Below are 16,109 nucleotides of genomic sequence, written 5' to 3'. Positions count from 1 at the left end.
GCCATGGGCCTGCTGGGCGAGATCGTCCTGCTTCCCGCGGCACCGGTGCGCGGCACCCTCTGGGTGCTGCGTCAGGTCGCCGCCGAGGCCGAGCGGCAGTACTACGACCCTTCGACCGTCATGCGTGAACTCGCCCTTCTGGAGAGGCGGCTGGAGGCCGGGGAGATCGACGAGGCCGAATTCGACCGCCTGGAGGACGAGCTCCTCGACCGACTCGAGAGTGGGAATCCGACACCATGAACAACAGGCTGACCTTGGGGCTCGCGGTAGGCGCGGGCTATGTGCTCGGGCGGACGAAGAAGGCGAAACTGGCCTTCGCCGTCGGCACGATGGTGATGGGTAAACGACTTCAGCTCCATCCGCGTGCGCTCGCCGAGGCACTCACCGCGCGGCTGCGCGACAACCCGCAGTTCAAGGAGATCGGCGACCAACTGCGCACAGATCTTCGAGGAGTGGGCAAGGCCGCCACCGGTGCCGTCGTGAACCGGCAGATCAGCGGGCTGGCGGACCGGCTGCACGAGCGCACCCTCGGCGTCCAGGACCAGCTCTCCGTGGCCCTCGACGAGGCGACGGGGCCCATACGGGCAGACGGGACGGAAGACGCGGACGAGCGTGTGGACGCACACGACGCCGAGGATGCCGAGCCCGTGCCCGACGATGCTGACGCGGAGGAGTCACCGGCAGCCGGCAAGAAGCAGCCCGTCAGGAAGAAGGCTGCGGCCCGGAAGCCCGCCCGCACGCGGGGCGCCGCCAAGGAGCCGGCCGCCCGGAAGTCTGCCGATGCCAAGAAGGCCGTGCCTGCCAGGGTGACGGCGAGGGGGAAGGCCCAGGGGAGCGCTGCGGCCCGGAAGACGGCCGCGTCGAGGGGAGGCCGGTCCCATGACTGACAGGAAGAACACCGGCAACACCCTGCCGGGCTCCCTGGACCCGGCGGCGGTCGACCGACTCAAGTCCGAACTCCAGGGCTACGCCCTCGCACAGACCGAACGCCTCCTCGCGGCACTGGGCCGCAAGCTGGGCGAGAGCACCGTCAAGCTCAACGACATCGCGGAGGGTCGCAGCCCCGGCTTCGCCCGCCTGGCCCTCGACGGCGGCCGCAAACTCGCCGACGGCAAGGGACCCGTGCGCACTGCCGTGGAACTCGGCGCCGCTCGGCTGAGGGAGAATGTCGTCGACACCGTCAAGAGCATCGCCTCATCGGGGAAGAAGGGCAGAAAGGGCGGGGGTGGGAGGAAACCCACCGTCATCCTCGAATCCGTGGACGTCGGAGTGCCTGTGCGTGAGGCCTACGACCAGTGGACCCGTTACCAGGACTTCCCCGCCTTCGCCAAGGGAGTCACGAGCGCGGCAGCGGCGGACGACACCACATCGGACTGGGACCTCAAGGTCTTCTGGTCCAACCGCAGTTGGAAGGCCCGCACCACCGAACAGATCCCCGACACCCGCATGGCCTGGACGTCGGAGGGCGCCAAGGGCACGACCAAGGGCGTCGTCACCTTCCACGCCCTGGGCGACACACTCACACGCGTTCTGCTCGTCATCGAGTACTACCCCAAGGGGCTGTTCGAGAAGACCGGGAACATCTGGCGCGCCCAGGGCCGCCGGGTGCGCCTCGATCTCAAGAACTTCGCACGCCACATCTCGATGCGCGGTGAGGCCGAGAACGGCTGGCGCGGCGAGATCGCGGACGGTGAGGTGGTCCGTACCCATGAGGAAGCCGTGGCGGAGGAGGAGGCCGCGGAGGACGGGTACGAGGACGACGAGTACGGGTACGACACCGCGGACGACGAGGTGCACGGCGAGACGGAAGGCGAAGAGCCGTCTGACGACGAGGGCTTCACCACGGAGGACGAGCACGACCAGGATGAACCGGACGAGGACCTCCCCGACGACGAGTCGGCGTACGCGCCCGAGGACGAGGATGACGAGGCGTACGAGACCGCCTATGCCGGCTCCCCGGCCCGGGACAGCCGATGACGTCCCCGAGCCGACTGCCGGACCCCTACCTCTCCGGCGCCTCCGGGGCCAACCTGGCCGACATCCTGGAGCGCGTGCTCGACAAGGGCATCGTCATCGCCGGGGACATCCGCATCAATCTCCTCGACATCGAACTGCTGACCATCAAACTCCGCCTCGTCGTCGCCTCGGTGGACAGGGCGAAGGAGATGGGCATCGACTGGTGGCAGGAGGACCCGGCGCTGTCCTCCGGGGCGCGCAGACGTGAACTGTCCGAGGAGAACGAACGGTTGCGACAGCGCATCGCCGCTCTGGAGGCGGATTCCGCATGACCGACCTGTGCTACGTCTACGCCGTGACCCTGCCCTTCGGCACGGCTCTGCCCCAGGATGCGCGAGGCGTCGGCGGTGCGCGGCCGCGGCTGCTCATCCACGACGGTCTGACTGCCGTGGTGAGCGCTGTACCGGCCGAGGACTTCCACGGCGAAGCCCTGCGCACCCATCTGGAGGATCTGGACTGGCTCACCGCCACAGCACGGGGGCACGAGGCTGTGATCGGCGCACTCGCACAGGTCACGACCCCGCTGCCGCTGCGTCTCGCGACGGTCTGCCATGACGACGACGGCGTACGGCGCCTCCTCGACTCGGGCCGGGAGCAGTTCGTCAGGTCCTTGGACCGTCTGGACGGGCGGGTCGAGTGGGGGGTGAAGGTGTACGCGGACGACGGCGCGGCGGAGGCTCCGCGCGACGACCGGGCGTCTGGCGACGCTCCGGCCAATGGCCGGGACTACCTGCGTCAGCGGCTGCGCCGGCGGGAAGCCGGTCAGAGCCGGTGGTCCGAGGCCGTCACGCTGTCGCACACGCTTCATGCGAAGCTGACGCGCCTCGCCGAGGCCGGTCTGGTCCACCATCCCCAGGACGCCAGGCTGCCGGGTGTTCCACGGGGCAACGTACTCAATGCCGCGTATCTCGTACCACGCGAGCGGAGTGAGGCCTTCGTCGCGGAGGTCGGGCGGCTGGCACCGGCGGGCCGAGGGGTCCGGTTGGAGCTGACCGGCCCTTGGGCACCGTACTCGTTCGTCAGGGAGGTGGACGAGGTATGACACAGCAGGTCACGCCGCCGCTCGCGCAACGCCGGCTGGCGCTCGTCGACCTGCTCGACCGGTTGCTGGCGGGCGGAGTCGTGATCACGGGGGATCTGACGCTGAGTATCGCGGACGTCGATCTCGTCCGGGTCGACCTGAAGGCGCTGATCTGCTCAGTCGGACCGGTCGTGGCCTCTCCCTTCGGGGAAGACACATGAGCAGGCGGCACGTGGACCTCGATGCCGACACCGTGGAGCGTGACCTGGCCCAGCTGGTGCTGACCGTCGTGGAACTGCTCCGCCAGCTCATGGAACGGCAGGCCCTGCGCCGGGTGGAGACTGGTGACCTCACTCCTGACCAGGAGGAGCGCATCGGTCTCACGCTCATGCTGCTCGAGGACCGGATGGGAACCCTTCTGGACACGTTCGGTCTGCGGCCCGAGGACCTCAACATCGACCTCGGCCCGCTGGGCTCCCTGCTGCCGCGCGGCGAATGACGCGACCGCGCCCGGCGGCATGTGGTCCGGTCGGTGCGGCCGCCCGGCGAGGGTGCGGCCCAGCCGGTGGCGGGCCGTCGACATCTGCGTCCACAGCTGCCGGACCGTCGGGTTGTCAGTGGTGCGGACGTCCGCTCACCCCGTGGCGACGGACAGGCGATCCGACCACCGCGGTGGCATGTCGATGAGGGAGCGCGAGCGCAAGCACGGTGTGACGCGCCGAACGGTGCGGAAGGTGGTGGACCCGCTCCGGCCGGAACCGCGCGGGAAGCTCCCGCCCTGGGCCACTGCCGTGGACTGCGCCGGCGCCTGCACCGGGCGGCGTGACGTAGCTCCCGCCGGTCGGAGATCGACGCCACCGCTACTGATCGGTACCGTCACGGGAACAGCGGATGCCGATCCCGGACTGCCGGGATGACATCGCCACCTTGAGGCCGCGCGCCCGCAACACGACAGGGGACATTGATGTTCCGCAAGGTATTGGTCGCCAACCGGGGCGAGATCGCGATCCGCGCCTTCCGTGCGGCGTTCGAGCTCGGCATCTCCACCGTGGCCGTGTTCCCCTACGAGGACCGCAACTCGCTCCACCGGGCAAAGGCGGACGAGGCCTATCAGATCGGCGAAAAGGGCCATCCGGTGCGGGCCTATCTCTCGGTCGACGAGGTGATCAAGGCCGCGCGCAAGGCCGGTGCCGACGCCATCTACCCCGGATACGGCTTCCTCTCGGAGAACCCCGACCTCGCCGCCGCGTGTGCCGAGGCCGGGATCACCTTTGTCGGGCCCCCTGCTTCCGTACTGCACCTCACGGGCAACAAGTCCCGCGCGGTTGCGGCCGCCCGCGAGGCCGGTGTTCCTGTACTGAAGTCGTCGGAGCCGTCCACGGACGTGGAAGCGCTGCTCGGCGCCGCCGACTCCATCGGGTTCCCGGTGTTCGTCAAGGCCGTGGCCGGCGGCGGCGGCCGAGGAATGCGGCGCGTCGCCGAGCCTGCCGAACTGCGGGAGGCGATCGACGCGGCGATGCGCGAGGCGGAGTCGGCGTTCGGAGACGCCACCGTCTTCCTGGAGCAGGCCGTCATCAACCCGCGCCACATCGAAGTGCAGATCCTCGCCGACGCGCAGGGGAATGTCGTCCACCTGTACGAGCGGGACTGCTCGGTGCAGCGGCGCCATCAGAAGGTCGTCGAGATCGCCCCCGCGCCGAATCTCGACCCGGAGCTGCGCGCGCGAATCTGCGCCGACGCCGTCGCCTTCGCCCGGCACATCGGGTACGTCAACGCGGGCACCGTGGAGTTCCTGGTCGACGAGCGCGGCAACCATGTCTTCATCGAGATGAACCCCCGTATCCAGGTGGAGCACACGGTCACCGAGCAGGTCACGGGACGGGACCTGGTGATCGGGCAGCTGCGGATCGCCGCGGGAAGGACGCTTCCGGAACTGCGCCTGACGCAGGACGACATCGTCCTCTCGGGCACGGCCCTGCAGTGCCGTATCACCACGGAGGATCCCGCCAACGGCTTCCGCCCCGACACGGGCACCATCTCCGCGTACCGTTCTCCGGGCGGCCCCGGCGTACGGCTCGACGGCGGCACCGTCCACACCGGCGCCGAAGTGTCTGCCCACTTCGACTCCATGCTGGTCAAACTGACCTGCCACGGCCACGACTTCGCCAACGCCGCCCGCCGCGCACGGCGTGCGATCGCCGAGTTCCGTATCCGCGGAGTCGCCACCAACCTGCCCTTCCTCGGCGCCGTGCTCGACCATCCCGGCTTCCGTGAGGGCCGTGTCACGACGAGCTTCATCGCCGACCACCCGGAGCTGCTCACGGCGCGCCCGTCGGCCGACCGGGGAAGCCGCATGCTCACCTATCTCGCCGAGACGACCGTCAACCGACCCCACGGTCCGCGCCCCCAGGTCATCGACCCTGCCGCCAAGCTCCCTGCCGCCTCACTGGGCACACCGCCCGCCGCGGGCTCCCGGCAGCGCCTCGCGGCACTCGGGCCGGAGGCGTTCGCAGCGGAGCTGCGCGCACAGCGGGCCGTCGCGGTGACGGACACGACCTTCCGAGACGCGCACCAGTCCCTGCTGGCCACCCGGGTGAGGACGCGTGATCTGCTGGCCGTGGCCCCGCATGTCGCCCGCACAGCACCGGAGCTGCTGAGTCTGGAGTGCTGGGGCGGCGCCACCTACGACGTGGCCCTGCGCTTCCTCGCCGAGGACCCCTGGGAGCGTCTCGCGGCACTGCGGGAGGCGGTGCCCAACATCTGTACGCAGATGCTGCTGCGTGGGCGTAACACCGTCGGTTACACGCCCTACCCCGTCGAGGTGACCGACGCCTTCGTCGCCGAGGCGGCGGCGACCGGTATGGACATCTTCCGGATCTTCGACGCGCTCAACGACGTCTCGCAGATGCGTCCCGCCATCGATGCCGTACGGTCCACCGGCACCGCGCTGGCCGAGGTCGCCCTGTGCTACACCGCGGACCTGTCGGACCCGGCCGAGCAGCTGTACACCCTCGACTACTACCTGCGCCTCGCGGAGCAGATCGTCGAGGCCGGTGCGCACGTACTGGCCATCAAGGACATGGCCGGCCTGCTGCGCCCGCCCGCCGCCCGCACCCTGGTGACCGCACTGCGCGAGCGCTTCGACCTTCCGGTGCATCTGCACACGCACGACACGGCGGGCGGCCAGCTCGCGACGCTGATCGCCGCGATCGACGCGGGCGTCGACGCCGTCGATGCCGCCGTCGCCTCGATGGCCGGCACCACCAGCCAGCCGTCCTTGTCGGCGCTCGTCGCGGCCACCGACCACACCGAGCGGGCGACCGGGCTCTCGCTCGACGCGGTCGGGGGGCTCGAGCCGTACTGGGAAGCCATGCGCAAGGTCTACGCGCCCTTCGAGTCGGGGCTCGCCTCGCCCACCGGGCGCGTCTATCACCACGAGATCCCCGGCGGACAGCTGTCGAACCTGCGGCAGCAGGCCATCGCGCTCGGCCTCGGCGACCGCTTCGAGCTGATCGAGGACTGCTACGCGGCCGCCGACCGGATGCTGGGCCGGCTGGTCAAGGTGACTCCCTCCTCGAAGGTGGTGGGAGACCTCGCCCTGCACCTGGTCGGAGCCGGGGTCGAGGCGGCCGACTTCGAGTCCGACCCCGGCAAGTTCGACGTACCGGACTCCGTGATCGGCTTCCTGCGCGGCGAGCTGGGCGACCCGCCCGGCGGCTGGCCCGAGCCGTTTCGCACGCGCGCACTCCAAGGCCGCCCCGCGCAGGCCGAGACCCCGACCCTGTCGGACGAGGACCGTCAGGGACTGGGCCGGGACCGGCGGGCGACGCTGAACAGACTGCTGTTCCCCGGCCCGACCAAGGAGTTCGACGCCCACCGCGAGGCGTACGGCGATACGTCCGTGCTGCCCACGCAGGACTTCTTCTACGGCTTGGAGCCGGACACCGAGCACACGGTCACCCTGGGGGCCGGTGTCACGCTGCTGATCGAACTGGAGGCGATCTCCGAGGCCGACGAGAGGGGCTTCCGTACGGTGCTGGCCACGCTCAACGGCCAGCTGCGCCCCGTGTCGGTGCGGGACAGGTCCGTCGCCACTGAGGTCAAGGCCGCGGAGAAGGCCGAGCGTGGCAACGACCGGCATGTCCCCGCGCCGTTCGCGGGTGTCGTGACGCTCCAGGTGGAGGAGGGTGCTTCGGTGTCGGCGGGTCAGACGGTGGCCACGATCGAGGCGATGAAGATGGAGGCCTCCATCACCGCCCAGCGTGCGGGCACGGTGGCGCGGCTGGCGATCGGAAGGATCCAGCAGGTCGAGGCGGGCGATCTGCTCGTCGAGATCGGCTGACGACTGCTCCGTGCGTGCGTACGCGGCCGGCCCGGGTGAGGTTCCCGGGCCGGCCGCCCGCGTACGGGAGCCGGCCGGCCATGGGCCCGCCGCCTACCCGGTCGTCAGCCCGGGTGGCTTGTGGGGGGTGTGGTGGGTGATCCTTGGGCCGATGTCGCGGTGCGGCGCTTGGCCGGCCGGCCGGGGATCTGGGCCCGGTCGGCAGTGTGCAGGGGAGAGAGGGCGGCGGGGGCGTGGAGTTGCTGGACGGGGCGGATCCCGGGGCTGTTGGTGGCTATCCGTTGTTGGCGAGGCTCGGCGAAGGTGGCATGGGACTTGTCTACCTGTCCCGAACGGTCTCGGGGCGTCCGCTGGCGCTGAAGACGGTGCGGGCCGAGTTGGGGCGGGATCCGGGGTTCGAGGAGCGGTTCGCGCGGGAGATCCGTAACAGCGACCGGGTGCGCTCCCCGTGGACAGTTGCGGTGGTGGACTACAGCCCTGTGGGGCAGCGGCCACAGTGGCTCGCCACGGAGTACGTGGCCGCCCCTTCCTTGGCGGAGTGGGTGCAGCACCACGGACCACTGCCGGAGCAGGCCGTGATGGCTCTGGCCGCCGAGCTGTGCGGGGCGCTGGGAGCGGTGCACGGGGCGGGGCTTGCGCACCGGGACGTCAAGCCGTCGAATGTGCTGTTGGGCCGTCGTAGTCCTTTGCTCATCGACTTCGGGATCGCGCGCGCCGTGGAGGACTCGCGACACACACAGACCGGCGGCGTGATCGGTTCTCCCGGCTATCTGTCGCCGGAGCAGGCGAGTGCCGGGGGGTCGGGCGAGCCGGGTGATGTGTTCTCCCTGGCTGCGGTGCTGGTGTACGCGGCGACCGGGATCGGCCCCTTTTCCCGGCCGAGCGAGGAGGTCTCGGCTCCGGTGCTGCTGTACCGCATCGTGCACGAGGAGCCGGTACTCGACGGGGTCCCTGCCGCCCTGGTCCCGTTGCTGCGGTCCTGCCTGGCCAAGGACCCGCAGCAGCGGCCCACGGCCCATGCCGTCGGTGCGCTGCTGGAGCGCCTGGGAGGCCGGACGGGTACCTGGCCGCAACTGGTTCCCGAGGCGTTGGAGCGGGATCTCGCCGTGCGGGAGGCGCAGGCGCAGGCGCTGGTCTCCGATGCACCACAGTCTCCGCCCCAGGCGCCTGTGTCACGTGAGGCTGCGTATGGCCCGGCTACTGAAGGCCTTGGGACCGCAGGTCCGCCGGCCTCGGGTTCCGTGCGAGGGCGGTGGAGCGGCCGTACCGCATGGGCGGCCGCGGGAGCCATCGCCGCGGCCCTGATCGCGACGACGGCCACGCTGTTCCTGAAGCATCTGCCGGGCGGCGAAGACGCATCCGGCAGGAGGCCTTCACCGTCTCCCACCGTGGCTTCGCTGCCCGCGTCCTGGACGGGCACGTGGGTCGGCGCCGGCCCCGGCACTCCGTCCGCCGACGGCGTCACCCAGGCCCGGACCGGCCGGTTCGCCGTCACTCTGACCCTTGACTCGGCACGGCGGGGTGATCTGGCGGGCAAACAGGTCAGCAGGGTGACCGAAGTGGGCACCGATCGCGAGCTCGGCTGCACGGAGGCCCTGCGACTGGGGGAGGTACGCAGGACATCCATGGTCTTCGAGGCGGTCACCAGCCACCCGACCGACCGATCGGCTGCCGTCTCCTGCCCCAAGGGCAATGTCTACGTCGTCACGATGACGGGTCCCGACACCCTGGGCCTGGGTGACGAAGGTGCCCAGTCCGCCGGCGCGCCGACCACCCTCACCCGGCGGTGACGGACACGGCCGCCGGCCGATGACGGTCCGCAGTGCGCTGACGGCCACCGTCCCTTCACGAATGACCGGCGAACCCGGCTCGCTGCGTGATGGGTCCCCGCTGCAACAACCGGTCGGTCCACTGGACTTGGGCGATCAGCAACGCGTGACCAGACCCTCGGCCGACCCCGACGGCACGCGAAGCAGCGGTCCTGGACATCCGCGGCAGTCCAGGACCGCTCCACGTATCCGCATCACTCGGCGATATAGGTGCGGTAGGTCCAGCGATAGACGGGGATGCTTTCACCGTGCAGGGCGCGGTACTCGTGTGTGAACTCGAAGTGCTCGTAGGCGTTGTGGCGCAGTATCTTGACCGGCTCCCCGCACCCTTCGGGCGGCAGCATCCAGACTTGGGGAAGGTCGTCGGGGCCTCCTTGAAGAAGCACCAGATTCGACTGGTACATGGCTCGTGCCTCCAGCAGCCTGGGATGAGACGGGTGGAGCAGCGTCAGGAGCGAGCCGGGCGGGCGAGCCGCCGGCGCGGCTCGCCTGTTGGGCTCATGAACCGGCAGGGTCCTGGAGCGTGAGGCCCATGTGGTCGGCGAGACCTGTGGCGAGTGCCGCCAGCGTCGGATGCTGATAGACGAAGTTGGCGGCGATCCTGATGGCGAGACCGGTTTCCAGGCGGGTGCGCAGTTCCAGGGACAGCAGCGAGTCGAACCCCAGTGACTTCAGCGGAGTCTGCGGGTCGAGGGTGGCGTTACCCAGCCGGAGCACCGCGCGGACGTGATCGGCGATGTAGGCCTCGAGGGCTGTGCGTCGGGCGAGACCTGCCGGTACGGAGCTCAGCTCGGCCCGGATGTCGATGCTGTCGTCCTTCTCGCTGTTTCCGGACGGCTCGTCTGTGAGGAGGCTGAACAGCGACGAATGCCGGACCGCCGGGAGGATCCACGTGTCCGGTTTCCCGGGGATCACGGCGGTGTGTGTGCGCCGGTGGACGAGGAGCGCCTTCAGCGCCTGGAGCCCCTTCTTCGTGGGGATGGTCTGATAGCCGCGTTCGGCGAAGTCGACTGCTGCTCCTGTTTCACCCCATGCACCCCAGTTCACGGAGAGGGTGGGCATGCCGCGGCTCGTCCGCCAGGTGGCGAATCCGTCAAGCCAGGAGTTGGCGGCTGCGTAGGCACCTTGGCCGGGATTGCCCAGCAGGGAGGACATGGACGAGAACACGACGAACCAGTCGGGGGCATGCGTGGCGGTGGCTTCGTGCAGCCGCCATGCGCCGGTTGCCTTGGGATGCCACACCCGTAACAGCTGGTCGTCGGAAATGTTGGTGACCGCGGCGTCGTCGAGGACCATGGCCGCGTGGACGAGGCCGCGCAGGATCAGCCCGTTCGAGGTGGCGGCGCTCACGAGGCGTTCGGCGGTACCCGGCTCGGCGATGTCGCCGAGAACGACCGTGATGCGGGCCCCGCGGGCGCACAGTTCCTCCAACTTCCGTTCGGTGGACTGCGAGCCGGGCGAGCGGCCGTTGAGAACGATGTGACCGGCGCCCTGTTCGGCGAGCCAGCAGGCTGTCGCGAGCCCGACACCCCGCAGTCCGCCGGTGACGATGTAGGCGCCGTCCGGGTGCACGGCGGAGGGTCCTTCGGGGATCACGGCACTTGTGTCGCCCCGGTCGGGGACAGTCAGGACCAGTTTGCCTATGTGACCCGCACCCGCCATGCAGCGGAACGCCTCCGTGGCCTCGGCCAGCGGGAAGCTCCGGTGGGGCAGCGGCTGCAGACGTCCCGCGGCGACCTCGCTGAGCACCTCGCTGAGCACGGCGGTGAACACCTGTGACCGCTGGTGCTGGATCTCGATCAGGTCGACGGTGCTGAGCGTGATGTTGTGCCGGAACGGCGACAACCCGACGGGCGCGTCGGAGAGGATGTCGCGCACCCCGAGTTCGACGAAACGGCCGAAGGGGCGCAGCGTTTCGAGCCCGGAGCGGATCGCCGGCCCGGACAGGGAGTTGAGGACGACGTCGACGCCCTCGCCCCCGGTGGCGGCAAGTGTCTGCTCGGTGAAGTGCAAGGACCGGGAATCCATGACGTGCTCGATCCCCATACCGCGCAGATAGCCGCGCTTCTCCGCATTGCCGGCGGTGGCCAGTACCTCGGCCCCCAGCATCCGGGCGACACCGATGGCGGCAAGTCCGGTCCCGCCGGTCGCGGAGTGGATCAGAATCCGTTCACCGGCGGTGAGCCGCGCCACGTGGCGCAAGGCGTACCACGCGGTGACATACGCGGCGGGGAGCCCCGCCGCTGCGGTGAGGTCGATTCCGGCGGGTACGGGCGCGACGGCATGGACGGGCACGGTGACGGACGAACCGAAGGCCCCGCCCCGCAGGTCGATGGCCAGCACCGGGTCGCCGACGCGGAAGGCCGTGACGTCCGGCCCCACCGCGGTGACCGTCCCTGCGCACTCGAAGCCGATGCGGTACCTCGCGTCCTCGTCTGCGGAGAGAAGGCCCATGGACGTGAGCACGTCCCGGAAATTCACCGCTGCGGCACGGACGCGGAGTTCGACTTCCCCCGGCCCCGGGGCGGGCCTGTCGGTGGCGGCGAGTTCGAGGGAGTCCAGGTCGCCGAAGCGGCCGACCCGGAGCCGGAAGCGGTCCGTACCGTAGCGCACGGTGCGTGTGGTGGCCGTGGTGCGCTCGGTCTCGGTCAGCGGGGCGTAGTCCAGACGGGCGATGTAACGGGTGCCGTCGCGCAGGGCCACCTCCTCTTCGGGGCCCGCGTTCAGCAGTTCGGCCGCCACATCGTGCAGTGCGGCGTCTGCCGGGTCGGTGTCCAGATGGGTGGCGCGGACTTCGGGGTGTTCGTAGGCGAGGACGCGTACCACTCCGCGCAGTGCGCTCTGGCCGGGGTCGGCCGGCTCTCCGGGGCCGATGCTCCGGGCGCCACGGGTGACCACGAAGAGGCGAGGAGGCTCGGGACAGCCGGAGACGGCGGCCTGCGCGGTGTCGAGCAGCCGTCGCGTGCGTCGCAGTGCGTACCCTGCCGGATCCTCGCGGTCGGCGGGCGGCGCGCAGAGCAGCACCACGGCGTCCGGGGGCGCGGGTCGGCCGGCCCAGCGGTCGACGAGTGCGCCCTTGAACAGCCCGAGCGGAAGATCGCCGACCGGGGTGTCGAGCACGTCGGTCATCGCCCCTGCCGCCTGCAGCATGGTGGCCAGCGACTGGGCGGAACCGTCCGCCTCACCGATGACGAGCCAGTTTCCTTGCGGTGGCGTTCCTCTCGTCTCCGGGCGCGCAGCACGTTGCCAACGGGTCTCGAGGAACCAGCCGTCGACACCGGCTGCACCGGGCGCGCCATGACGTACCAGCTGCAGGCCGTCGATACTGAGCACGGGCGTGCCTGCCTCGTCCAGCAGACGGACGTGCCCGGTGATGCCGTCGGCCTTCTCCTCCGCGATGCGGGCATGACAGTAGACGGCTGTCGTGGGGTCGCCGAGGATGCGTATCGCCTTGACCCCGACCGGAAGGACCAGGCCCTGGCCGGGCTCCCCGATCGGCCCCGCCACCAGGGCTTGCGCGCAGCAATCGACAAGGACCGGGTGGATGAGCAGATCCTGCGGCGCGGATGCGGCCGCTGCCGGTACCTCGATGCGGGCCCACGTGCTCTCGCCATCGCGTGAGACCCGCAGGCTCGTGATGCCGGTGAAGGCCGGGCCGTGTTCGATGCCGCGGGCCCGCATACTCGCGTAGAGCGAGGCCGGGGCGAGGGAGACCGGGTGCTGCGCCGGCAGGGCCGTGAGCTTTGCCGGCGGCGGCAGCGGCGGTACGCCGGCGTGGTGCAGACCGGCGGTCGCCTGCCGTACCCAGCTTCCGTCGTCCCCGCGACCGAAGATCTCGCACTCTGCACGGTCCGGAGCGGTCACGGTGACGCTGGTGACCACCTCGGTATGCGCGGACAGGTGGAGCAATTCCAGGAACCGGACGTCGGTGACCTCGATCTCCTGCGGAGAAACGCCGAACACCTCGCAGGCTGCTGTCAGCGCGACGGCACAATATCCCGCGCCGGGAAATACCGGATCGGCGTGCACCCGGTGGTCGGCCAGCCATGGCACGGCCGCGGTCCCCGCGTCTCCCCGCCAGTGGTGGCGGACCTGATCACCTGGGACCTCGGCGTGCGTGCCGGGCAGTCCGCCGGCCGTTCCCGCGGAAGAGCCCGGTATCGGGACGTCATCCGCCCAATGAGGTTGCCGGTCGAACGTGAAGGGGGGTAGGTCGGCGAGCTCCGCGTCCGCGTAGAGCTTCGACCATTCGACATTGACGCCCGCACAGTGCAGAGCAGCCAACTGGGTGCGGAACGTGGCCAGTTCCTCCTCGTCGCGGCGCAGAGTGGGCAGGACGACCGGGTTCTCGATGACGCGGGGAAGGCTGTCCGTGACGGAGTGGGTGACAACCGGGTGGGGAGAGACTTCGACATAGACGTGGTGCCGGTCCGCGGCAGCCGCCGCGATCGCGGAGGCGAACCGGACGGGACGGCGAAGGTTCGCGCACCAGTAGACGGCGTCGAAGTCGGGAGTCCGGCGCGGGTCACTGAGAACTGTCGAGTAGAACGGGACCCGGGGCTGCTCGGGTGTCACGTCCGCCAGAGCCGTGCGGAGGTCGGCGAGCAACGGATCCACCTGTGGAGAGTGCGAGGCGACATCCACGGCGATCAGGTGCGCAGGGACGGCCCGCGCCTCCCAGGCGGCAACGAGCCGTTCCACCTCTCGTCTTTCACCGGCGACGACCGTCGAGCCGGGGGAGGCCAGGACGGCGACCGAGACCGTTCCGGTTGCGCAGGCGGTCTCGAGTTCCTCTTCCACCGCGGCCCGGTCCAGGTTCACGGTGGCCATGGCGCCGGCCCCCGCAATCCGGGTCAGCAGCGAAGACCTGCGGCAGATGACCCGCACACCGTCGGCGAGTGTCAGCGCTCCGGCCACGACAGCGGCCGCCACCTCACCCATGGAATGGCCCACGACGGCGGCCGGCTCGACCCCGTGCGCCCGCCACAGCGCGGCCAGCGAGGTCTGCAGCGCGAACAGCAGGGGCTGCGCCAGCGAGCATTCGGTCACCTGCACCCGGGAGTGCACCATGTCGAGTACGGAGAACCCGGCCTCGTCCCTGATCAGCGCATCGACTTCGTTCATGGCCTCGGCGAAGGCCGGTTCCTCGCCCAGCAGCGTGCGCCCCATGCCCGGCCATTGCGAGCCCTGCCCGGAGAACACCCACACCGGGCGCCGGGAGACTCCGACGGCCACCGTGCCGGACACCAGCCCCGGGTCGGCCACTTCGGCCGCGAAGGACCTCAAGGCCCGGACCAGGTCATGGCGGGAGGCGGCCACCACACCGAGGCGGCCGCGGCCGGCCGAGCGCCTCAGCGCGAGTGTGTGGGCGATGTCGCGCAGCGGCACGCTCGATCCGTCACCCTCGAGCCAGTCGGCGAGCTGTTCCGCCGCCAGCGGGAGCACCCCGGCGGACCCGGCGGGTATGAGAAAGACCTCGGGCGTCGTGCCCTCCGGGCGGCCCGGTCCGGACCGACGGCCGGCAGCGGCGGCGGGTGCCTGCTCAAGGACGACATGGGCGTTGGTGCCGGAATAGCCGAAGGACGAGACCGCCGCGACCCGGGGGCTCGAGCTGGTGGGCCACTCACCCAGCCGGGTGGGCACGAAGAAGCGGGTTCCTTCCGCCGAGATGGCCGGGTTCCACTCGGTGAAGTGCACATTGGGCGGGACGAGTCCGTGCTGCAGGCACAGCACTGCCTTGATCAGGCCGCTGATCCCGGAGGCGGGTTCGAGATGTCCCAGGTTCGTCTTGACCGATCCGAGCGCGCACCGGTCCCGGCCCATGCCGTAGACCTGTGCCAGGCTCGAGAACTCGATCGGATCCCCGACAGGCGTGCCCGTACCGTGCGTCTCGATCAGCCCTACGTCCTGCGGGTCGGTCCCGGCACGTTCCAGCGCCTCCCGGAACAGGGCCTGCTGGGCCGCCGCCGAGGGGGCGGCCAGCCCTTCGGACCGACCGTCCTGATTCACGGCCGAGCCGCGTATCACGGCCAGTACACGGTCGCCGTCGCGCAGGGCGTCGGCAAGGCGTTTGAGCACGACGACACCGCACCCCTCACCGCGTACGAAGCCGTCCGCGGCGGCGTCGAACGTATGGCAGCGTCCCGTCGGCGACAGCATTCCCATCCGCGCGAAGGACCTCATCGTCCTGGATCCGAGGATGAGCGTGACGCCGCCGGCCAGGGCGAGGTCGCACTCGCCGGACCCCAGCGCCCCGCATGCCAGGTGGAGGGCCACGAGCGATGAGGAGCACGCCGTGTCCACCGCGACACAGGGACCGTGCAGCCCCAGGAGATAGGAGATCCGTCCCGCGGCGACGCAGTGACCGTTCGTCAGGAGCGAGCCCTCCAGCTCCAGCGGCCGGCCGGCGAGCCCCTCGTAGAAGTCGTTGTAGCTGATGCCCAGGTACATCCCTGTGGAGCTCCCGGCCAGCTGGTCGGGCGGCAGCCCCGCGTGTTCCAGTGCCTCCCAGGCCACCTCCAGAAGCAGCCGGTGCTGCGGGTCGAGCACGTCCGCCTCGCGACCGGAGACACCGAAGAAGTCCGCGTCGAAGCCGGACACGTCCCGCAGGTAGCCACCCTGCCGTGCCATCGGATTCCCGTTCCCGGAACCGGAGCTGCCGTGATGAGTGCCTGATGCCCCGGATCCTCTGCGACCGGCAGGAGGATCCCCCACCGCATCCCGTCCGTCGGCCAGCAGCCGCCACAGTGCGGCGGGTGAATCGGCATCGCCGGGAAGCCGGCACCCCAGTCCGACAACGGCGATGGGCTTGTACTCTCCACTTGCTGGGTGCTCACGCTGGATCATGGGAATCCTCCCCTCCCGTCCGTCAGACGGGTCCGGATCGAAACACACTGTGGAT

The 16,109-nt window shown here is 70.3% G+C and carries 11 protein-coding genes; 9 read left to right on the top strand and 2 right to left on the bottom strand.

Features of this window, described 5'->3' with window-relative positions:
- Positions 1-3 precede the first annotated feature (3 nt).
- From ABZ208_RS24605 to ABZ208_RS24565, 9 genes are all read left to right on the top strand, one after another.
- Entirely contained in the window at positions 4-240 is a 237-nt protein-coding gene (locus ABZ208_RS24605) for a gas vesicle protein GvpG (RefSeq protein ID WP_328393144.1), read from the top strand.
- The gene (locus ABZ208_RS24600) at positions 237-887 is read left to right on the top strand and encodes a DNA primase (RefSeq protein WP_356911626.1); all 651 of its coding nucleotides are present in this window, start codon (positions 237-239) and stop codon (positions 885-887) included. The genes ABZ208_RS24605 and ABZ208_RS24600 overlap by 4 nt, the downstream gene beginning before the upstream one ends.
- Positions 880-1,977: an SRPBCC family protein gene (locus ABZ208_RS24595; protein ID WP_356911625.1), complete on the top strand. Its 1,098-nt coding sequence runs from the start codon at positions 880-882 to the stop codon at positions 1,975-1,977. The genes ABZ208_RS24600 and ABZ208_RS24595 overlap by 8 nt, the downstream gene beginning before the upstream one ends.
- Positions 1,974-2,288 (top strand): gas vesicle protein, encoded by a 315-nt coding sequence (locus ABZ208_RS24590; protein WP_328393137.1) that lies wholly within the window; start codon positions 1,974-1,976, stop codon positions 2,286-2,288. The genes ABZ208_RS24595 and ABZ208_RS24590 overlap by 4 nt, the downstream gene beginning before the upstream one ends.
- A complete protein-coding gene (locus ABZ208_RS24585; RefSeq protein ID WP_356911624.1) occupies positions 2,285-3,058 on the top strand; it encodes a GvpL/GvpF family gas vesicle protein in 774 nt (257 codons plus the stop codon). The genes ABZ208_RS24590 and ABZ208_RS24585 overlap by 4 nt, the downstream gene beginning before the upstream one ends.
- Positions 3,055-3,258 (top strand): gas vesicle protein, encoded by a 204-nt coding sequence (locus ABZ208_RS24580; RefSeq protein ID WP_356911623.1) that lies wholly within the window; start codon positions 3,055-3,057, stop codon positions 3,256-3,258. Before ABZ208_RS24585 ends, ABZ208_RS24580 begins: the two co-directional genes overlap by 4 nt.
- Positions 3,255-3,536 (top strand): gas vesicle protein K, encoded by a 282-nt coding sequence (locus ABZ208_RS24575; protein ID WP_356911622.1) that lies wholly within the window; start codon positions 3,255-3,257, stop codon positions 3,534-3,536. The genes ABZ208_RS24580 and ABZ208_RS24575 overlap by 4 nt, the downstream gene beginning before the upstream one ends.
- A gap of 465 nt (positions 3,537-4,001) precedes the next feature.
- A complete protein-coding gene (locus ABZ208_RS24570) occupies positions 4,002-7,379 on the top strand; it encodes a pyruvate carboxylase (RefSeq protein ID WP_356911621.1) in 3,378 nt (1,125 codons plus the stop codon).
- A 206-nt stretch (positions 7,380-7,585) separates the two neighbouring features.
- The gene (locus ABZ208_RS24565; protein ID WP_356911620.1) at positions 7,586-9,169 is read left to right on the top strand and encodes a serine/threonine-protein kinase; all 1,584 of its coding nucleotides are present in this window, start codon (positions 7,586-7,588) and stop codon (positions 9,167-9,169) included.
- A gap of 233 nt (positions 9,170-9,402) precedes the next feature.
- Here ABZ208_RS24565 and ABZ208_RS24560 read toward each other — a convergent pair whose 3' ends face one another.
- Both ABZ208_RS24560 and ABZ208_RS24555 read right to left on the bottom strand, forming a co-directional pair.
- A complete protein-coding gene (locus ABZ208_RS24560) occupies positions 9,403-9,612 on the bottom strand; it encodes a DUF5988 family protein (RefSeq protein ID WP_356911619.1) in 210 nt (69 codons plus the stop codon).
- Positions 9,613-9,706: 94 nt separating this feature from the next.
- Positions 9,707-16,054, bottom strand: a complete 6,348-nt coding sequence (locus tag ABZ208_RS24555) for a type I polyketide synthase (protein ID WP_356911618.1) — start codon at positions 16,052-16,054, stop codon at positions 9,707-9,709.
- Positions 16,055-16,109: the final 55 nt, after the last annotated feature.

This window comes from Streptomyces sp. NPDC006208 (assembly GCF_040613775.1).
GTDB lineage: Bacteria > Actinomycetota > Actinomycetes > Streptomycetales > Streptomycetaceae > Streptomyces.
This window is presented reverse-complemented; position numbering and strand designations above follow the sequence as displayed.